Genomic DNA, 21,222 nt, shown 5'->3' with positions numbered 1-21,222 from the left:
AAAAAACGTAAGTACTGTATCCCTTTTATTTCCTAAAAATAAACATATAAATATGCTTTGTTACACATTTGTAACATAAATGTAACCTCAATTTCGTGTTTTCACTGTTACAATCAAAAATATATTAAATAAGTAATTAAACGGTAGATGCCTGATCAGCTTCCCGAAATTTAACTAAAGAGGTGCCAAGTGAAGAATCGTCTAATACTCATGATAATTGCTATTTTATTAATATCAGTTAGTCCCTTCAATACGACACAAGCCAGTGCTGCTACACCAAATGAAATTGTTACATATGCAAAGAAATTCTTAGGAACGCCGTATAAATTTGGGGGAACTACTCCATCTGGCTTTGATTGTTCTGGATATTTACGTTATGTTTTCAATGAATTTGACATTTCAATACCCCGTACTTCTGTTCAACAGTACAACAATGGAACAAGCGTCAGTAAAAGTAATTTAAAAGAAGGCGACATGGTTTTCTTTTCAGATACGTATAAACCTGGAATTTCACACGCTGGAATTTATTTAGGGAATGGAGATTTTATTTCCGCTACAAGCAAAGGAATCACAATTGCGAACTTAAACACAAACCCGTATTGGGCACCAAAATATACAGGCGCACGTCGTCTGGATGAAGTTAAAAATGAAACAATTACAGTTTCTAAGCCTTCTCTATCAGTTGGACAATACCACGATGTATCTTCAGGATATTGGGCAGCTAAAGAAATCAAAGATTTAAGCGTAGCAGGAATCATCACAGGTAAAGGTGATGGCATCTTCAAGCCAAATGATAATGTATCAAGAGCAGAAGCAGCGACAATCATTGCGCGCGCATTAAAACTAGCTCCTGTAAAAAGTTCTGCTTTCAAAGACGTACCCGCATCACATTGGGCAGCTGGTAACATTAATGCTGTCATGAAAGCCGGAATCGTTAACGGACGCTCTCCAGGATACTTTGCACCAAATGAAAACATTACACGCGCTGAAATCAGCAAAGTGTTAACAAAAGCATTTGCATTATCAGCATCAAAACCTTCAACATCATTCACGGATATTAAAGGTCACTGGGCTGAAAACTCGATCAACACAATCGCTGCACATAACTTAGCGAATGGCCACAACGACGGATCGTTCAAGCCAAACGCAAATGCAAAACGTGCAGAATACACAGCATTTGTACACAGAGCAATCACTAACAAATAAATTCAATAAAAACTGCAAATCACCTCGATTTACTCGAGGTGATTTGCAGTTTTTTTATGGTGCTAGATTGTGTGAAATATTGTAAGTATGAAATAATTTTAGGCAGTTATTGTTAGCGTATAGTTTAAACGCTTAAAAACATGCATACGAGCTGCGAAGGGGGTGGTTGCGTGTCACTTTGACAGTATGGTGAAAAGAAGACGTAGAAGGAGGATTGGAGAGTGAAAAGAGTTTGGTAGCTAATAAGGGAGAAGGGTAATTCGTTAAAGTAGAATAAATATGCCAAAAGGTGATGTAAAGAGCTCAGGATTGGGTGGATTCATGTAAGAGCACGAAAAGTTAAGGTAAGAGCGCAAAAAGTTCAGGTAAGCGAGTAGAAAGTTCATGTAAAGAGCTCCGGATTGGGCGGATTCATGTAAGAGCATGAAAAGTTAAGGTAAGAGCGTAAAAAGTTCAGGTAAGCGAGTGGAAAGTTCCTGTAAAGAGCTCCGGATTGGGTGGATTCATGTAAGAGCATGAAAAATTAAGGTAAGAGCGCAAAAAGTTCAGGTAAGCGAGTGGAAAGTTCATGTAAAGGTGTCAAAAGTTCATGTAAAGAGCTCCGGTTGAGAGGATTCGTATAAGAGCATGAAAAGTTAATGTAAGAGCACGAAAAGTTCATGTATAAAACCAAAATATGCGTGTAAAAAAAAGCGAACACCCGGATTAAACTAATCCCCCACCAAATCTCCCCCAAAATGAAAAACCCAACCGGCAAACCCGGTTGGGCTTCAACTTCCACATTATTTCAATGCATTGTTCATAATTTCAGCGCTTTCTGCGCGTGTGATTGGTTTTTTCGGTCGGAATGTGTTGTCTGCGTAGCCTTTGACGACGTTACTTGCATAGGCAGCCTGGATCGCGTCGTAATAATACATAGATGTTGGAACATCTTTAAAGCCAGCTTGTTGAGTACCAGCAAGCTTAAATGCAGCTTGCATGATAATTGCCATATCGCCACGTTTGATTGGATCGTTTGGTCGGAATTCGCGTGCATTGACCCCTTTGATATAACCCAATTCATACGCGCTGTTTATATAGCCAGCTGCAAACGAATCTTTTGGTACGTCGCTAAAATGGTGATTGGTATTGGTTTTATTCAACTTTAGTGCACGGCCAAGCATGGTAACGGCTTCAGCGCGTGTAATGGTCGCTTCGGGACGGTATGTTCCGTCAGGGAAGCCAGTGATAATGCCACGATCAAAGTTCTTTTTGATTGGCAGTGTGTACCATACATCATTTTTCAAATCGGGGAACAATGCGGCTTTGGTTTGCAGCGATTGAACCAGTCCGTTTCCGTACGTGTTGTCGCGTCCTTTAACACCAAGATCAAGTGCTGCTCGTTTAACAGTTTCACGTAATTGCGTGTTAGATAGATGCGGATAGGCTTCCATATATTGCGCAAACGTACCAGCAACAAAAGGAGACGCAACAGATGTTCCTTCAGAAACCGCATAATCGGCATTTGATGTTGTTTTGGAATCAGTAAAACTACTTAAAATGCCTTCTCCAGGTGCTACCAGTTCTTGTGATGCCCCATAATTTGAGAAATAAGAAAGCTTATTAAGTTTAGAAACAGATCCAACAGCAATAACAGAAGAAAAACGTGCTGGATAGAGAACATCTTTATAAAGACCTTTTTCTCGTTCGTTTCCAGATGCGGCAATCACAACAATGCCAGCTTCGTACGCTTTTTTCGTAATATCTCGTAAAGCCTGGTCATCGTTAATTGTCGTCAAGCTCATGTTGATGATGTCGACTTTTTGATCTATCGCCCATTGAATGCCGGCAACAACACCGTCCAACGTGCCAACGCCATTAGCTGACAAAACTTTAACTGAGTAAATTAATGAATCTGGAGCAACGCCAACGGTACCAACTGAATTGTTTTGTGCACCGATAACACCAGCCACATGAGTACCATGTCCGTTACCATCTGTAAAAGCACTTGAATTCGCAACTTTGGAAACGCCACCTACCACTTTCAAGTCTGGATGCTTAGAATTAATTCCTGAATCGATTATAGCAATTTTTATTCCTTTACCCGTGTAACCGAGACTCGATGCGGTATTCGCTTTAATCGCCCGATAGCCCCAAGTAGTCGTTTGACCAGCTGCGGTAACGATTGAATTCTCCTCTACGTATTTAATAGAGGAATCGTTGCTAGCGGTTTGAACCAATTGATCATTAGGCAAGGTGACAGAAACTGCAGAAATGGCATCAAATTCCTCGTGAATTTCAGCGCCCATTTCTTCGAGCAAGTCATAGTCGATGCGTTCTTTAAATGAAATGATCACGCGATCTGAAGCATCATTGGCTTCAGCGGAGGCATTGCTACTGGCCCATCCACTGATAAGGAGCGCAGAGATTGCTAAAACTGATAATTTTTTCAATAGAATCCCTCCTGAAAGATTACACTTTCCTGTAGTATACAACAAAAAAACGGACTAAAAAGTCCGTTTTAAAAATTAATTTTTTGCTTTCCAGTTGTAATAATCTTCGATTCCTGCAGCAATCGCTGTAGCTGCACGATCTTTGTAAGTACCAGATGCTAATTTCGCAGAATCATACTTGTTCGTAATAAATCCTAATTCCACTAAAGCAGCTGGAAGTGGGTTCGTACGAATAACTTGGAAACCATAGTTTTTAACGCCGCGGTTTGGATGGTTCATAGCTTTGTAAAGTCTATTTTGAACAAAAGTGGCTAATTCCTTGCTATCACTTCCTACTGAAGCGGAATAGTAAGTTTCAGAACCGCTTGCGCCATGAGCGCCTGCTGAATTCGTGTGAATACTTAGGAATGTATCTGATCCACTAGCAACACCTTTATCAACACGAGCACCTAGTGAATGAAATACATCGGTTGTTCTTGTCATATAAACTTTAATGCCTTTAGCTTTTAACTTCGATTCGACACGTTTTGCAACGTCAAGGTTAATGTCTTTTTCGAGTAGTCCATTTGCTGCTGCACCACCGTCATGACCGCCATGACCAGGGTCAAGTGTAATATAGCGACTACTAGCAGCTGCCGGTACAGCTTTTGCTAAATAATCAGAATGCACATAGCCAGTATAGCTGCCGCTTTTACCGTATGCCCACGATCCTTTATAGCCATAAACTTGGAACGCATCGCCTGAGTTTAATTTACCAAGAGCGTAGTAACCTGTGCTTGGACCTGTACGGATGTTCAAGCTATTTACTGTGACACGTAGATTATTGATAGTGACATTCTTATAGGTCACTCGATATTTTGAATTTAATGCGCGAGCTAAGAAAATAGCGAATTCTTCACGAATCAGTTTTTTGTTCGGTGAGTATGTACCAGTACCAGTACCGTTTGAAACACCGGCAGTCGCGATTTTACTAACTGCAGTATAAAGACTGTTTTTACTCGTATCTACATTTATGTCTGAAAAGAATACGTTTCCTGTGCTTGAGTAGTTAAATGCACGACTTAATAAGTAGGCCATTTCGCCACGAGTCATTGTGTCTTGCGGACGGAATGAACCATCGGAGTTTCCTGTAATGATGCCTTTTTCGTAAGCTGATTGAATATAACCTGAGCTGTAGCGGCTTGGGTTAACATCCGGAAACGATGTTTTACGCAATTTGCCGTTTAAGCCTAATGCACGACCAATCAAAGTAGCAGCTTGCTCACGCGTTACTGACTGAGATGGTCCGAATGAATTTTTAGCAACACCATTAATCAAACCTTTATTCCATAAATATAAAATTTCTTCGTCTGACGATGAAACATCCTTAAAAGGATTACTTGCAGCAGAAACAGGTTGAACACCTAAACTGGAGATCACAAAAACAACAGCAACTAGAAACAGGGCAATTTTTGATAATACATTTTTCATAAAATTGTCATTTCCTCCTATAAAATTCTATCTGTTAGTGATAATAGCAGATATTTATTCAAATTAATGGGTTTTTTAAATAAATAAGAATAAAGTATGGTTTAAAAAGCTTATTTTTGTTCGGTTAGTTTAGTCTTATAACTTTGTACCTACTAAAGTTTCAGTTAAATCAGAGATATTGCTAAAAAAATAAAAAAATAACGAATAACAAAAAATGTCTTTACTAATATATAAGCATTAATGGTACACTCAAAAATGTCTAATAATTATTTGTCCATGTAAAAATGGTTAAATATAGATAATAAGAAGGATTGTATACCTGTTCTCAATAATCTATCTTAGTGATAGATTTATGAGTTTTTTGAACAAAAAGTCTAGGGATTTGTATAATATTGGTTTCATAACCAAAAGGGAGGAAGTTTAAGAGGATGTATAAATTATTAATGAGTTTTTTGGCGGTGCTTTTAGCATTATCGGCTTTTACACAAGAAACGGCAAAAGCGGCAGATGACTTAACAGGTCATGCGTATGAAGCAGAAATGAGAGAATTGATGAAGTTAGGGGTTATCGTCGGATACAAAGATGGAACAATTCGCCCCAATCAACAAGTAACGCGTGCAGAGTTCGCTAAAATGGTTGTGAATTCATTTGACCTTGGTCCTGCGGCAGAAAGCGCTTCTATAGAAAACGCTGGATTTACCGCTGCATCAACTGAAATCGCAATAAGTTTTAAAGATGTATCATTAGGAGCTTGGTATTACAATTCAGTTGCAGCGGCTGTAAATGCCGGAATCATTAAAGGGTATGATGATAATACTTTCAGACCCAATGAATTGATCAACCGTGAGCAAATGTCGACGATGGTTGCGCGTGCGTTAAAAGCAAAAGGCGTAGTGATCGATGTTTCAGAAACAAAAGCATTGGATTTTACAGATGCTTCTACTATTAGAGACGATCACAAAGACGATGTTCGTATTCTTTCTCATTTGGGGATTATTACAGGAAATCATGATAAGACGTTTAAACCAAAAGATGGCTCAACTAGATGGATGGTGGCTGTAGTTATGCTAAGAGCAAGAGCTGAACTTCTACCCCCTAAAACTTTAGAGTTTCAAGTTTCTTCAATTACTGAAGACAAGACAACTGTTTTAAAACAATTTGATGATTTTGCAGAAGCAAAACAATATGCACAAAAAACTTCTAAAGCTCAAGTAGTTGAACGTAGTAATCAAATTCTTTGGATGAAGCAAGGAATTGTCTCTACTAACGCATTTACAGAAATTTATCCAACGGACAGCTTGAAAGCAAGCGCGAGCACATTCCGTCCGTATGTACCTGCAAATACCGAAATGAAATTCATCGATTCTACAGCCACAACAGTTAAAGTAGAATTGGCTGGAAAAGTCGGATATGTCAGTTCAAAAGTAGTGCGTGTCATTCCACAACAAATGCAAAAAGGGCAATCGTATTACGAAGTGGCTGGTAGCAGTTTGGTCCACAAAATTTTCAACCACTCGACTGGAAGCTATGCTTCAACAGGCGTTATTGGAAAAGCACCAAAAGAATTTGTCAGCGGCATGAAATACTATAGCTGGGACGGAGCAACATTTACAAACGCTTCAGGCGCGAAAGTAGCTGAAAACTATCAATACTTCAATATGCTGCCACTTCATTCCGCAACTAATTACACGGCGGAAGATCTAGACAAATACTTGATGGACAAATTTCCGTATTACAATAAAATGCAGTACGAAAAAAAATGGACAGAAAGCCCACTTGTTGGTGCTGGGAAGTTCTTTAAAGAAATGGAAGCAACGCATAAAGTTAATGCGCTTTACTTAATGTCTCATGCTATTCATGAAAGTCAGTGGGGAACGAGCAAAATCGCACAAGATAAAAACAATCTTTTTGGTTATGGAGCAGCAGACGGCAATGCATATAACGGAGCGTATTCTTATGCGACATTTAGAGAGTCGATTGAAGATGCTGCTAAACGCATCAGCAAAGGCTACCAGTCACCAACAGGTAGTTATTATAATGGATCGATTCTTGGAAACAAAGGCATCGGCATGAACGTTCGTTATGCATCAGATGCATTCTGGGGAGAGAAAATTGCGGGACATATGTTCCGTACGGATCAGTATCTTGGAAACAAAGATGTAAATGTTCACACCTTAGGTTACACAACAACAAGCCCGTTGAATTTCAGAAAAGATCCAAGTACGTCGTTTGCTTCACTTTATACATTGAAAACTTCAGCAGTTCCAGTCGTAATCCACACACAGACGACAGCAGCTTCAGGTTCTTTATGGTATGAAGTCGCTTCAGAAGACAAAACGTATACAAAGGCTTTTGTTCACGGCGATTACATCAAGATGTTGCCAGTAGTACAGTAATATAATTTACAAATTCTTAATAGAAGAACCCCGTGTTCAAGCCGTTATAGCTTGAACACGGGGTTCTTCTTTATGTTATACTAACCTAAGATATTTTGCCCTGAAGAGGAGATTAATAATGACTCTAAAATTCGTTCATATATTGGGAGTGCCATTCATTAACACGACCCAAAAAGACTTTATCGCAACACTAGAAACGCATGTCGCGCAGCAAGAAAGAGCATTTGTAGTGACAGCCAACCCTGAAATCGTCATGCATTCGTTAAAAGACGAGACGTACAAACAAACATTAGCGAAAGCTACATACATTACAGCAGACGGTATTGGCATCGTCAAAGCGGCCGCAATTGTTGGTGAACCATTGCCAGAACGTGTGAGTGGTTATGACATTATGCTCGATTTGCTTGAAACGGCAAACAAAAATCATTCGAGCGTATTTTTCCTAGGTGCAGCTGAAGAGGTATTACAAGCGACAGTTAAAAAAGCAAAACAAGAGTATCCAGACATCAAAGTTGCCGGTAGTCAAAATGGCTTTTTTGATTGGAACGATCAACAATTACCGCAACAAATTAAAAACGCAGCACCCGACTATGTGTTTGTAGCACTCGGATTTCCAAGGCAAGAACAATGGATCGGCGCAAATATTGATCAATTTGATAAAGGAGTCTTTATCGGAATTGGTGGAAGTTTTGACGTGTTTTCCGGTTCGGTCAAACGTGCACCTGAAATGTGGCAAAAAATGAACCTTGAATGGTTTTACCGTCTTGTGAAACAACCATCAAGGTGGAAGCGTATGCTCGTTTTACCGAAATTCGCGGCAACTGTGATTGGACGAAAGGCTTTACGTAAGGGATGAAAAACACCTTAGTTAAAAGTACATTAATCCTATCCATTGCAGCGTTATTATCAAAAATACTCGGAAGCTTGTTCCGAATTCCGCTTCAAAATATTGCGGGAGATGAAGTGCTCGGTATTTTTACATTAGTATACCCGGTCTATATGGTTGCTTTAACTTTGTCGGTCGCAGGAATTCCAATCGCCATTTCCAAACTGATTTCAGAAGCGCGTGCGACAAATGACGAACAACAAGTCAAAAATATCTTTTTCACTTCTGGTATTTTGGCCTTGCTTTTTGGTGTTACAAGTTTCTTAATTCTGTACGGATTTTCTCATCAAATCGCAACGGTTTTAGGGGGCCCTACAACGCGGCTTTCGTTAATCGTCGTAGCGTGTACATTACTTATTGCACCTTATATGGCAGTCTACAGAGGCTATTTCCAAGGCCATCAAAATATGACGCCGACTGCGGTGTCGCAAGTGATTGAACAATTTATCCGTGTTGGATTAATCCTACTTGTAGCCATTTTTATGGTAGAACGTCTTTACAGAGACGAGCAAGTAGCAGGTGGCATTATGATGGGTTCAATCATTGGTGCGCTTGGTTCACTCGTTTATTTGCGCATATTGTACAATCGATCGTCGGTTAAAGTAGCAAAACGGTTGCCTTATACATTAGCTGATTTTCGTTCAACCTTTAAAACGATTTTAAAAATCTCGATTCCCATCGCTATTGGCGCCATTACAATGGCATTATTAAATTTAATCGATTCAGTGACCATTCCAACCGCATTGAAAATGCATGGTGAAGCAACTGAAGATATCAATTCACTTTATGGAATATACGGAAGAGGCTTAGCGCTTGTTCAAATCGTTACGGTTTTTGCAAGTTCAGTTATTTTGCCGTTAATTCCTTCGATTTCTGCAAAATTAACTCAAAATGATAAGGTCGGCTCAAGAAAGTTGATCGACAATACATTTTTCCTGACGTATTTATTATCCGTTCCAGCTGCAGTAGGGCTTGTCGTTCTAACCTTGCCGATCAATTTAGGTTTGTTTACGGATTTACAAGGCAGTATGGTGCTCGCAATCGTGTCGTTTAGTTCGTTATTTACGTCGTTAACCGTGCTCGGGACGGGCGTTTTACAAGGAATCAATAAAGCACGCCTTGGTGCATGGATTATTATTGTCGGTGTTTCGATTAAATTGGTTTTAAATTTGGTCTTAGTCAATTTATACGGATTAGTTGGAGCGGCCATTTCAACAGCCGCTATTTACATAATCCTATTCTTACTTAACGCCGTAGCTATTCGGAAATATACCGGATTCAATTTTTTTCCGAAAAAGACCGGTACCATCGTTGTTGCTTCACTTGTCATGGGGGTAGCTATTTGGCTACCAAGTTTATTATTGGATTTTGAAGAGTTGTCGAGACTGGCAGCTTTATTGTATGTAGGAGCAGCAGTCGCAATTGGCGGACTGATTTACTTTAGTTTGTTGCTAGTAACTGGAGCGATAGATCAAAGCGTATTGCAACGCATTCCTGTCATCAACAAATTCATCACCAAGAAATAGCGTCTGCAAATCAGGCCAATCCAAGAAAAGTTAAGGGTGTGTACTTACGTGAAAAAAGTATTAATCGGTATCCTCCTTGTTGCATTGTTACTAACCATTCCAACAATCGTTCAACGGGTACAAATAGAAGAATCAAATAAAAGCATCGAAACTATTGTTCCTTATAAAGCCACGGTAGACTGGATGATTGAAGATCCGAGTTTGACATTAGACCAGATATTATCGGATTTTAAAAATACGGGTGTTCAAAGTATCAGCTTAGAACCAGATACCGTTAGTTCTCTTGAACGAAAAAGACTGATTACAGCAGTTAGCACGTCTCGGATGCAAGAATACCTACTGTTAACACAACAAGATCTATTGGAAGAACCTTTTACTAGACCAGGTTTATTTATTCATTCAAACGCTTCGTATGATTTTGAAAAAGTCACAGAAGGCTATTTTGAAGACCAACATACGTTTACCATGAATGACGACGAATATTTGTTTATTCCAGGGGATGCCGGCACGATTCTATCCACACCGGTCTCCTATGATCGAGAAGTGATTAAAACCGTATTAGACGCTGACATGATGGTGATTCCGCGGATCGGAAATTATAGCGAAGAAGCTCAGCTTGAGAGAGTAAAGGAAGATCTACTCGCGATTAAACAACCTGGTATTGACAAAGTATTGTTCAGTGGAGGAGAGGTACCCTTCAATTCAGATCCTGACGGCTTGAAAAACTTTGGTGAACAATTAAACACAGCAGGCTATGAGTTGATGCACATTGAATTTACCGAACAAAACGGTTTTAATCAACTAGCATACCTTAACGACTTAAATCTCGTGCGTCTTCACAGTCTAGGTGTTACAGAAGACAATATTACAGAAAGCGCAGAAAAAATTGTCCGCGCTGCAAAAGAACGAAATTTGCGGGCATTTTTTCTAAACATAGATCAGAAAAAATATGAACAAGCTTTGCCGGTATTGCAAAACTTACAAGCGGAAGTAGATCTAGATTTGCCAGCGAGTTTTGCGCGCGGAGACTCACGGATATTTGAAACTTATAGCGTTCCGTTATGGCAGACCGTAATGGCATTATTTGGGATTGTTGCGTTTCTAACCTTAGCTGCTCAATCTGTATTCCAAAATAAAAAACTAACGCTCTTTGCGCTAAGTGGATCTGCTTTGTTTGCTCTACTATATTTGGTTATTCAACAAAGCATCATTTTAAAGGCACTGGCATTAGCAGTTGCCATTACAGCACCTATTTGGGCAGTTTTATTAAAAAAAGAGCCGCAGAAAAAAAGATATATGGTGAAATCTTATGCGCAAGCAGTTGGTATTGCAGCAATTGGTATTTGGTTAATTGTCGTATTGTTAAGCGGTAATCAATATATACTTGGCATTGATTTGTTTAGAGGCGTGTCATTAATTTATATTGTGCCGATTGCTGTTGTTGCTGGTTATGCAATTTGGATAAATATTAAACATCTTTCTAAGATCAATGCGGGTTATTGGCGTAGTCTAATTGAGACCTTCTTAAAAGCTAGTGTGATTTATTGGCATATTATAGTTATCGCGATACTTAGTGGCATCGCTTTATACTATTTTAGCCGTACAGGTAATGATGGACAGGCTCCAGAAATTGAACTTCAAATACGTGCATTATTAGAACAAATTCTATACGTTAGACCGAGAACAAAAGAGTTTCTCATTGGATTCCCACTCTTTGTATTGGCACTTCATATCGCCAAATCATATCCAAAAGCTTATTACTTCCTGCTCATACCAGGCGTAATTGGGTTTTTATCATTAGTGAATACTTTTACTCATCTTCATATACCACTCTTGATTTCATTACTTAGAAGTGGGTATAGTATAGTTTTCGGGTTAATCATCGGACTTGTATTGATTTGGCTATATGAAAATGTGTGGAAAAAAATAGTGACCATTATAAGAGTGAGGTGGCAGGCGTGAGGGTTGTTTTATCTGGATATTATGGTTTTGACAACGTAGGTGATGAAGCAATTCTCTACGCCATTATCCATTCGTTAAAAGAGTACCAACCAAATATCGAAATTGTTGTTTTATCCAATAAACCAGAAAAAACAGCTCAAACGTATCGTGTAAAAGCCGTAAACCGGTGGAGTTTGAAGGAAGTTCGTGCCACGATCAAGTCTTCTGACGGATTAATTAGCGGAGGCGGGAGCTTGCTTCAAGACGAAACCGGATTTAAAAGTATTCCGTATTATGCCGGTGTTATAAAAATTGCTCAACAATTAAAAAAACCGGTATTCGTCTATGCACAAGGCATGGGGCCAATTAGCAATAAGCTTAACCAAATGATTGTGAAGCATGTATTAAATGCAGTACAGCTATTAACGGTTCGTGATCAACAGTCTGAGCAATTATTGAAAAAAATCGGCGTAGCAGCGGATATTCAACTCGTGCCGGATCCGGTTATGGGCATTGATGCGAGTGGATTTCACAGCAGTTGGCTCCAACAACAAAATTTCCAACGCAAAGTCATCACTGTTTCAGTGCGAAATTGGGCAAACGATAATTACGCTTTCCAAGAAATTGCATCTGGTCTCGATAAGTTAGCAGCTAAAGGACATGAAATCGTTTTTGTGCCCATGCATGGAATACACGACTTTAAAACTTCTCAATCGATTGAAGACTTAATGACCAACAACGTATATATTGCGCCACACGATAGCACCATTCAAGAAAAAATGGCGATTGTGAAAGAGTCTGATGTATTGTTCGGGATGCGTCTGCACGCGTTAATTTTTGCAGCAGTCGGTACTACGCCGTTTGTTGCGTTATCCTATGATCCGAAGATCGATTCATTTGCAGAAATTGTGAACCAGCCAGTACTTGGTCATGTAGAGTCGAAAGATTGGAACGCTACCGGATTAGTAGAAGCTATAGAACATATTCTCTCGAATTATCCAGATGTGCATGAAAAGCTTGAAAAAGAGGTAGCGCCTCTTCAAAAAAGCGCAAATGCTACAGCGCGAGCAGTTATCGACTCAGTTACACGATTAGCTGCCGGAACAAATTGATCATCATAAACAAACAGGCTGTACCAAAAGTTTAAAACCTTTTGGTACAGCCTGTTTTTGTTTTGAAAATTAACATCGATTACTTATTGCTTGGTTTATTCCATACGCGATTGCCTTGCCCGAAGAAAATCCAGCTATAGGGCACAAAATCATAAAATAACCGAACCAATAACCAACTGCTGAAAAAGGTGATAAAAAGAATCATCAGCTGCCAGGAGTGGAAAACAATCGGCGTACCTCCTGTTATAAACCTTTCTAGAATCATAAGGAAAAATGGGTGAATCAAATACATACCGAAAGAAACAGCCCCGATTTCTGTGACAACTTTCTTAAAACGAGATAACTTCCAGGATTCCATAAAATGAACAACAATAAAAATTAACGTAGCAGCCAAAAAGGCATGTGTGCTCCAAGCAAACTCAACAGTACGGGTACTGCCAGTCCATTGATTTGTTCGAATATCATAGTAGATCGAAACGTAGAAATACATCATGTACAAATAACCCACTGCAATAGAAGCGATAAACGGCCAAACCTTGCGCCAATTGCCAATCCAAGCCGCCACTTTTTCATAATAAACACCAAGAAATGCGCCGAAAAAATAAAACCAAAAATACGATAATGCAACAGATCCTTTAGCAGGTACTTGAAGATAAAATGAATTGATCAAAACCCACGCCCATTGAATGATAAATCCAATAAGGATCGCGTATTTGCGAATCGCAGAAAACTTTTGGAACAAGTAAAGAATAATAGGAAACATCAAGTAAAATTGAACGCTAACAAAGACAAAATATAAGTGGCTGTGCGCTTTGCCAGTTGCTAGATCAATCAGAAATTCCCTAAACATATGAGAAGTATCCGTGTAGTTTTGATACAAATAAGCCTTAAGAAGAAAATAAAACATGGAAAAAACCACATAAGGAACTAAAATATACAATAATCGTTTTTTATAAAACTTAGCAAATAAACCAACCGTCAATTTTCGTGGATAATACGTATAAAAAAGCACAAAGCTACTTAAGAAGAAAAATACAGGAGTTCCAAACTTCCCAGCAATATTAAAAAAATTATAAATCGTAAACGGTAGCGATCCGGGCATACTACTAACAAGGCCAGTAGATGACGAATGAACTGCAAAGACACCCAATAAGGCAATTACCCGTGCATATTGAACTTCATCCAAATGTTTTCTTGTGAATGGTTGCATACAATTACCACGCTTTCTGCATGACAAAAAATTTTAAAAGTATCAATTTAATATTACCACGCTTTGCCGGACGACAGGTGCTTATAAAGGTTACGTTTTTGTAAAAAATGTTAAGACAGTGTATTGATTTTAAATTAGATTGAATAATGCTATTGTTGAATAAATTTTGTCATGCTACACTGAAAATGAATGATTTCGCTCGATAATTGGATGTAATTTCTATTATTGTGAAATGTGTAAGTATAGGACACAATATCCATATAGCGTTTGAGCGAAGTAGTCCAAAAAAATCAGAGGATGGTGTCAAATGAAGGGGAAAATGTTTAAATCAGCAATTGCAGTTGCATTGACGGCGAGCGTAGTGGGAGTTCAATCACCTGAAACAGCGCAAGCGGCAACAGGGGATTTCGAACTAACGATCATGCACACAAATGATACGCATGCTAACTTAGATAAAGTAGCAAATCGTGTATCGCTAGTGAAAAAAATTCGTTCAGAACAACCCAATAACCTATTGCTTGACGCAGGTGATGTATTTTCCGGAACACTTTACTTTAATACGTTCGAAGGCCAAGCGGATTTAACGTTTATGAATTTGATGAAATACGATGCCATGACATTTGGTAACCATGAATTTGATTTAGGGGCTAGCGAGCGCGGACATAAATCTCTTGCTGAGTTTGTGGAGGGTGCTGAATTTCCCCTTGTAGCAGCAAACGTAGACTTCTCAGGAGACGCTGACATGGCTGGATTGCAAAACAAAACGTACTCAAGTGAGTATAACGATGGTGAAATTTACAACGGCATTGTCAAAGAAATTGATGGCGAAAAAGTTGGGATTTTTGGTTTGACAACAGAAGAGACCGCTTCAATTTCAAGCCCAGGAGAGATTACGTTTTCTAATTATGTTGAAGCTGCTAAAGAAGCAGTAGCAGAATTTGAAAAACAAGGCATCAACAAAATTATTGCCGTAACGCATATTGGTTTTGATGATTCGGCAGAATTTGATAACGATCAATTGCTTGCAGAAAAAGTTGAAGGAATTGACGTGATTGTCGGTGGTCACACACATAAAAAAATTGACGAACCATTTATTTATGAAGGGAATACAGACCCGACAGTAATCGTTCAAGCCAACGAATACAACAAATTCCTTGGACAATTAGATTTAACGTTCGATGAAAATGGCGTTATTACATCACAACTTGGAAAGTTACACGAAGTAGGAGCAAAAGATGTGGTTGCAGATGAAGAAGCAGCTGAACTTTTAGCACCTTATGCGGCAGAAATTGAAGCATTAAAAAATCAATCTACTGGTGCAACAGCAGAAGTTTTCCTTAACGGTGGACGTAACGAAGGCGGCGTGCGCGCTTCTGAAACAAACCTTGGTAACTTAATCGCAGATGGCATGTTAGCAGCAGCTAAAAAAATTGATGCAGATACAGTAATCGCAGTTCAAAACGGTGGCGGTATCCGTGCATCGATTAATGTGGGCGACATCACAGTTGGTGAAGTATTAACGACAATGCCATTTGGTAACTCGTTAGCAATTATGAACATAACAGGAGCAGAACTGAAAACGGCTCTTGAACACGGCGTTCGTCAATTCCCAGCTGAAAATGGCGGATTCTTGCACGTAGCGGGTCTACAATTTTCGTTTGATGCGACAAAACCAGCTGGTTCACGTGTGACAGAAGTAAAAGTTAAAAACGGTAACACGTATACTGCTTTGGATATGAAGAAATCGTACAAAGTAGCTTCTAACACATTTACAGCTAAAGGCGGCGACGGCTTTGCTTCATTCGAAGCAGCTTATAAAGACGGTCGTGTAAGTGAGCCAGGAAATATCGATTACGAAATGTTCATTGATCATGCAAAATCGCTAGACCAAGTTAAACCGATGCTTGAAAACCGCATTAACGCAGTTACACCAATTACGGATGTAGCGACTGATCGTTGGTCTTACCCGTACATTAACGATGTATACCACAGAAACATTTTCAAAGGAACAAGCGAAACAACGTTCTCACCTAAACGTGAACTGACACGTTGGGAAGCGGCAACGATTATCTCGCGTCTGATGAAACTGGATCCAGAAACAGCTCCAGCATCACCATTCACGGATATTTCGGACTTGCCACTTGAGCGCCAAAAAGAAATCAATGCCGTATTTGCTGAAGGCTATGTAACAGGCAAAACGACAACGAAATTCAACCCAAGAGATAAAATCTCCCGTGCGCATTTCGCATTGATGGTAAGCCGCGTTTATGAAAAAGTAAACGGCGATTACAAAGTAGACAAATACGCTCCGTACTCAGATTACGGACAGCATACTGCTGAAACAAAAGAAGCCATCACATTACTACACGAACTTGGAATCGTCCAAGGCTATAACGGCAAGTTCATGCCATCTAAGTTCACGACAAGAGAAGAAACGGCTAAAATGGTGTCATTATTTGCACCACACTCAAAAAAATAAAAGCTGAACCCAAAACCCCCATATACGGCGTAATTAGCCGTGTATGGGGGTTTTTGATTTTGTTCTTTAAAACAGTAAAGAACGAGGCTTATAAAGATATGCAACAAAACAGCGCAAGCCCGCCGGAAAGCGTAGCTGTTTTGCGGAATAGCAACAGCTACTTTAATCAAAAAAAGCGGAGCACCTAGGCTCCGCTGTGTTAATAGACATGGTCCAGTCGAAATGAATAGTTCTGTCTTCATCTCTCGTTGCCTCGCTGCTCTCACAAGAGCCTTAATGGCTAGACTAGTTGAGAGCATGTGGCTTATATCAGAGAGAGTACCCAACTAACCTACTTTCAAGAAGCTTGTTGGGTAACCACACAAGGATTTGTAGCGCAATACGGCGACTCCTGCGGAAAAACGGAGTGATGAGACCCCGCAGGAGCTTGCGACGAGGAGGCTCAGCGCTTCGTCCGCGGAAAGCGTCCGTATGGAGCGCAGAATCCTGTATTATATATGTGATTAAATGATTACTCATTCTTTACCTAATATAAGATTCTTTTGTACACGACTTAAGCGGAGCACCTAGGCTCCACTTTCTACTGCTCAGGCAGACTTTCCATATACTCATCTGACAGCTTTTCAAGCTGCAAGACGCGGTCGTAATCATCACGATATTGCTCATAATCATCAACCGCTTGATCCGTTTCTAAATCGTAAGCATTGCCGTCGCTAAAGTCTTTTTCCGGAATAAACAAAATCTCATCGTTCCAAAATGCACCAATAGGTAAATAATATCGCGCACCTAGTAAGTTGCTGCCATGATTCAACAAATCCTGACCAAAGACAATTTGTTCATCCAGTGAAATCCCTAGCAAATTCGCAAGGGTTGGCATCATATCAAGTTGACCACTCGTTTTTTCAAACGTTTGTCCATCATCTGAAATCCCGGGAGCATGGACGATAAATGGAATATTTAAGCGGTCCAAGGTTCCGTACTCACGTCCAAGCAATTCACTTACCAAGTTGACATCATTCTCGCTAATGGCGCTTTGTTGAAGACCAAAATGATCTCCGTAAATCGCGATAACGGAATTTTCGTAAATACCTTCTCGTTTTAATTCTTCGATAAAGTCATTAATGACCGTATCCATATAATTGATCGACACCAAGTAATCACCCGTCAATGAGTTGTCAAACCGCTCAGGAAGTTCTAATTTCCGGTCAGCTTCGGGCAAGGTGAACGGGTGATGACTCGTCAATCCAATGAGTTGAGCGTAAAAAGGCTTGTTTTGCATATGCTGCTCGCGCAAGATCGGCATTGCTTTTTCAAACATCACGCGGTCAGAAGGGCCAATACCAATGACGTCTTCTTTTCCGAAAAACTCTCCGTAATAATAATTGTTGATTCCAAGAGCAGGATACAGCTCATCGCGATTCCAAAAACTAATATCGTCCGCATGGAAGGTCATCGATTTATAATCTTCCGCAGCCAGCAAACGAGGCAAACTTGGGAATTTTTTGTGGCCGTAAGTTTGCGATGTTGGATTAAACGCGACTGGGTAAAGCGACGTATTCAAAATAAATTCGGCATCAGAAGTATTTCCGGGTCCGGTTTGTTGTGCCGTATTTGGGAAGTAGAAACTTTCTTCAATCAGTTTGTTCATATGCGGAGTAACTTCGGTACCGTCAACATCCAAACCAACAGGGAAATTTTGCATCGATTCTACTTGAATCACGATTAAATTCCGTCCTTCTGCAGCGTTGAAATAATTGCGCTCTTCTTCTGGTACAATCTCCAATTGTTTAATGCGGTTAATTTCTTCTTTTAGTTCAGCTAAATTGTCTACAGAAACATTGGTTTCAACAGCTGTTAAGTTTTCAGGACCATAATAAATTTCCAAAGCAGAGTAGTTTAAAATTCCTTTTTCTTGTGCAGCAATGACGTTATTGGAAATTGCTTCATCTTTATGAAGATTAAAGTTTAGTGCTGATACACCGATGCCAAAAACGAGTAAAACCGCTAAAATGATTTTTCGGTTGAGTTGTAAAGGTGGCAATGGGTATTTTTTGAAAACCAGTAACACCAATAAGAAGATCAAGTCTAAGAAAAACAACAGGTAAATAGGTTGTAATAATGCCGATACACTTTCATTGATCGTACCAACTTGACCTAATTGGAAAAGGGCAAAATACGTAACAATTCTCCCGAAAAATGAATAATAGAGAATAACTGCTAAAAATAAAATAGAAAAAATAGCGTTTAGTAAAAAGTAAAGAGCGGGTTTCCAACTGGGTTTTGCCAGTTCAAACAACGAAGTAAAAATCAAAATATAGCTTAATTCCAACAAAATTGTTTGAGTTAATTCAATATCTTGAAACAGTAAATAGCGTAAAAATAATGCTTTCAGAAAAATAATACCGGTAAAAATAAAAAAATGACTTTTTGATAAATTTAATAAAAACGATTTCTTCATAAAGAACCACCTATATAGTATGTATTTGCTGTGATATTCCCCATAACGGTAAGAGTACGGGTAAGTGCAAAGCTATTGTATATTCTATGGAAAATTTACAAGATGTCAACAATTCAAAGAAATACATTGAAATAAAGGAATATTTTTGGTAATGTTGTGGGAATCTATGTAAAAAAGAATGTGAGTGTGGAAAAAATGAGGAAGATTGTCATGTTAATTGCTGTGTTAGCAGTTATCAGTATAGGAGCGGTTCTTGTCGTAAATGCTTTTACAGGCGAGCAAGCAGATTCGCCTAATTCGTATGATGTAGCCGTATTGAGTGGAGAACCTGAAGGCATTGCAGCAGCGCTATCTTCTGCACGCAACGGTATGCGTACCGTGTTAATGGTAGGCGAAGAGGATATCGGAGGCTTGATGACGTCGGGCATGTTGAACTTTTTAGACGTTAGCTCAGATCAAAAAGGCAATCCAGCTAACACAGGAATTTTCCAAGAATGGCACGAAAAAGTCGGAGGGAAAATCGGCTTTGATATTGGAGAAGCGCGTGCTGCATTTCTTGAAATGATGGAAAAAGAAGAGAATTTAACCTTACTTGAAGGTGTAGAACTATCAGATGTCGTCAAGGACGAAAAAGAGTTAACTGCTGTTGAAATTACGAATACTGCCGGTGAAAAACAAACGATTACAGCAGACCGTTTTATCGATAGCTCAAAAGACGCGGATTTGGCTGTTGCAGCCGGAGCCCCTTATTTTATCGGTGGTCGTGATATTGGCTTAGAAGAAAAAAAGATGGCCGTTACGTTAATGTTCCATTTTAGCAATATCGATTGGGATCAAATAATCCAAGCTGCGGACGAAGGTGTGTTTGGTGGTGGTGGGATTAATGGCAATGTCGCGTGGGGATTTAGTGAACTACACGATGCCTATACACCGCATTTTCCAGAACTAACTCGTTTACGCGGGTTGAATATCGTGCGAGAAAATGATGGCAGTGTCATCATTAACGCACTTCAAATTTTCGGAATCGATGGACTAGATGAAGGAGAAAAACAAAAAGCTATTGAAATCGGGAAAACAGAAACCCAGTACATACTCGCATATTTAAAAGAAAACTTTCCAGGCTTTGAAAACGCTGAAATTGCCAGTTATCCAGACCAACTGTATATTCGAGAAACGGTTCATGTTGAGTCAGAATATCAATTGCCGTTAAGCGATGTTTGGGAAAATAAAGACCATTGGGATAGAATCGGTTTTGGAGCGTATCCTGTAGATGTTCAAGCAACATCACCAAATGATTATGGCTACGTTTATGGAAAGCCAGTTCAATATGCCATTCCATTTCGTTCACTCGTTCCATTACAAGTCGAAAACTTACTCGTTGCCAGTAAAGCTTCAGGTTATAGCTCGTTAGCTGCAGCAAGTGCACGCGTTTTACCAGCGGGAATGACAGCGGGTCAAGCAGCAGGTGCTGCCGCAGCCATTTCGATCGAAGAAGACATAAGCTACCGTGACATGGCAACCAATCAAATGATGATCGAACAATTGCAAGCCAAACTGAAAAGTCAAGGAGCCAATCTTTACGCCTTTGAAGAGTCGTTTCCATATGAAGGCGAATGGTTTTACCCAGGCATCCGTACATTACTGAATTACGGATTGGTTGTCGGAGGTTACGAAAACCAATTACCAGTTGAAAAAACGATGAAAGAAATATCGTTTGCCAATATCCTTAGCAACGGTGTGCAGCGCATCACCAATGCTGAAGCACAATCTTTACAAGAAAATCTGGACGTCTTCCGCTCGACTATTACAGAAGAGCGAGAATTGACGAGAAACAAAGCAGCCCAAATGGTTCTCGCTTTACACGGAATTGAAACAGAAGAACAAAATGCGTGGGAAGCTCTAGCGGAACGCAATTTAACAGATGATGTACTCACTGAAAAATTGGACGAAAACAAAAGCATGACTGGTGCCGAAGCTTATTATTTAGCAGGCCTTGTGTTAGAAGATATTCAATGATTCTATCCTGTTACTCAAAATTTTGAGTAACAGGATTTTTTATTTGAGGAATAGTAAAATATAAAGAGAATTGATAGAAAATTTACAAAA

The 21,222-nt window shown here is 39.5% G+C and carries 12 protein-coding genes; 8 read left to right on the top strand and 4 right to left on the bottom strand.

Annotated features, from left to right (window positions below):
* Nucleotides 1–189: 189 nt before the first annotated feature.
* On the top strand, nucleotides 190–1,206 hold the full coding sequence (locus tag PLANO_RS12015; RefSeq protein WP_038704682.1) for a C40 family peptidase: 1,017 nt from the start codon (nucleotides 190–192) through the stop codon (nucleotides 1,204–1,206).
* A 782-nt stretch (nucleotides 1,207–1,988) separates the two neighbouring features.
* Here PLANO_RS12015 and PLANO_RS12010 read toward each other — a convergent pair.
* Together PLANO_RS12010 and PLANO_RS12005 are read right to left on the bottom strand one after the other, a co-directional pair.
* On the bottom strand, nucleotides 1,989–3,638 hold the full coding sequence (locus PLANO_RS12010; RefSeq protein WP_038704681.1) for a S8 family peptidase: 1,650 nt from the start codon (nucleotides 3,636–3,638) through the stop codon (nucleotides 1,989–1,991).
* A 75-nt stretch (nucleotides 3,639–3,713) separates the two neighbouring features.
* Nucleotides 3,714–5,108 (bottom strand): N-acetylmuramoyl-L-alanine amidase, encoded by a 1,395-nt coding sequence (locus PLANO_RS12005; RefSeq protein ID WP_038704680.1) that lies wholly within the window; start codon nucleotides 5,106–5,108, stop codon nucleotides 3,714–3,716.
* 428 nt (nucleotides 5,109–5,536) lie between these two features.
* Here PLANO_RS12005 and PLANO_RS12000 point away from each other — a divergent pair, with 428 nt between their 5' ends.
* From PLANO_RS12000 to csaB, 5 genes are all read left to right on the top strand, one after another.
* Entirely contained in the window at nucleotides 5,537–7,504 is a 1,968-nt protein-coding gene (locus tag PLANO_RS12000) for an S-layer homology domain-containing protein (protein WP_038704679.1), read from the top strand.
* A gap of 118 nt (nucleotides 7,505–7,622) precedes the next feature.
* Nucleotides 7,623–8,360, top strand: coding sequence for a WecB/TagA/CpsF family glycosyltransferase (locus PLANO_RS11995; RefSeq protein WP_038704678.1), 738 nt, complete (start codon nucleotides 7,623–7,625; stop codon nucleotides 8,358–8,360).
* On the top strand, nucleotides 8,357–9,916 hold the full coding sequence (locus PLANO_RS11990; protein ID WP_038704677.1) for a putative polysaccharide biosynthesis protein: 1,560 nt from the start codon (nucleotides 8,357–8,359) through the stop codon (nucleotides 9,914–9,916). Before PLANO_RS11995 ends, PLANO_RS11990 begins: the two co-directional genes overlap by 4 nt.
* Before the next feature lie 48 nt (nucleotides 9,917–9,964).
* On the top strand, nucleotides 9,965–11,878 hold the full coding sequence (locus PLANO_RS11985) for a DUF5693 family protein (RefSeq protein WP_038704676.1): 1,914 nt from the start codon (nucleotides 9,965–9,967) through the stop codon (nucleotides 11,876–11,878).
* Nucleotides 11,875–12,969: a polysaccharide pyruvyl transferase CsaB gene (csaB, locus tag PLANO_RS11980; RefSeq protein WP_038704675.1), complete on the top strand. Its 1,095-nt coding sequence runs from the start codon at nucleotides 11,875–11,877 to the stop codon at nucleotides 12,967–12,969. Before PLANO_RS11985 ends, csaB begins: the two co-directional genes overlap by 4 nt.
* A 79-nt stretch (nucleotides 12,970–13,048) precedes the next feature.
* Here csaB and PLANO_RS11975 read toward each other — a convergent pair whose 3' ends face one another.
* On the bottom strand, nucleotides 13,049–14,179 hold the full coding sequence (locus PLANO_RS11975; RefSeq protein WP_038704674.1) for an acyltransferase: 1,131 nt from the start codon (nucleotides 14,177–14,179) through the stop codon (nucleotides 13,049–13,051).
* 307 nt (nucleotides 14,180–14,486) lie between these two features.
* Here PLANO_RS11975 and PLANO_RS11970 point away from each other — a divergent pair, with 307 nt between their 5' ends.
* The gene (locus PLANO_RS11970; protein ID WP_038704673.1) at nucleotides 14,487–16,658 is read left to right on the top strand and encodes a 5'-nucleotidase C-terminal domain-containing protein; all 2,172 of its coding nucleotides are present in this window, start codon (nucleotides 14,487–14,489) and stop codon (nucleotides 16,656–16,658) included.
* A gap of 580 nt (nucleotides 16,659–17,238) precedes the next feature.
* Here the strand turns inward: PLANO_RS11970 and PLANO_RS11965 are convergent.
* The gene (locus PLANO_RS11965; protein ID WP_038704672.1) at nucleotides 17,239–19,116 is read right to left on the bottom strand and encodes an LTA synthase family protein; all 1,878 of its coding nucleotides are present in this window, start codon (nucleotides 19,114–19,116) and stop codon (nucleotides 17,239–17,241) included.
* A gap of 195 nt (nucleotides 19,117–19,311) precedes the next feature.
* Between PLANO_RS11965 and PLANO_RS11960 the strand changes: the two genes are divergently transcribed.
* Nucleotides 19,312–21,132, top strand: coding sequence for an FAD-dependent oxidoreductase (locus PLANO_RS11960; protein WP_038705454.1), 1,821 nt, complete (start codon nucleotides 19,312–19,314; stop codon nucleotides 21,130–21,132).
* Nucleotides 21,133–21,222 lie beyond the last annotated feature (90 nt).

It is taken from the genome of Planococcus sp. PAMC 21323, assembly GCF_000785555.1.
Classification (GTDB): domain Bacteria; phylum Bacillota; class Bacilli; order Bacillales_A; family Planococcaceae; genus Planococcus.
The sequence above is the reverse complement of the archived record's forward strand: the minus strand, read 5'-3'. Positions and strand labels throughout refer to the sequence as shown.

Coding starts and splice junctions, on each gene's coding strand:
- PLANO_RS12000 (WP_038704679.1), top strand. CDS start 5,537: ATGTATAAATTATTAATGAGTTTTTTGGCGGTGCTTTTAGCATTATCG.
- PLANO_RS11965 (WP_038704672.1), bottom strand. CDS start 19,116: ATGAAGAAATCGTTTTTATTAAATTTATCAAAAAGTCATTTTTTTATT.
- PLANO_RS11970 (WP_038704673.1), top strand. CDS start 14,487: ATGAAGGGGAAAATGTTTAAATCAGCAATTGCAGTTGCATTGACGGCG.
- PLANO_RS11960 (WP_038705454.1), top strand. CDS start 19,312: ATGAGGAAGATTGTCATGTTAATTGCTGTGTTAGCAGTTATCAGTATA.
- PLANO_RS12005 (WP_038704680.1), bottom strand. CDS start 5,108: ATGAAAAATGTATTATCAAAAATTGCCCTGTTTCTAGTTGCTGTTGTT.
- PLANO_RS11995 (WP_038704678.1), top strand. CDS start 7,623: ATGACTCTAAAATTCGTTCATATATTGGGAGTGCCATTCATTAACACG.
- PLANO_RS11975 (WP_038704674.1), bottom strand. CDS start 14,179: ATGCAACCATTCACAAGAAAACATTTGGATGAAGTTCAATATGCACGG.
- PLANO_RS11990 (WP_038704677.1), top strand. CDS start 8,357: ATGAAAAACACCTTAGTTAAAAGTACATTAATCCTATCCATTGCAGCG.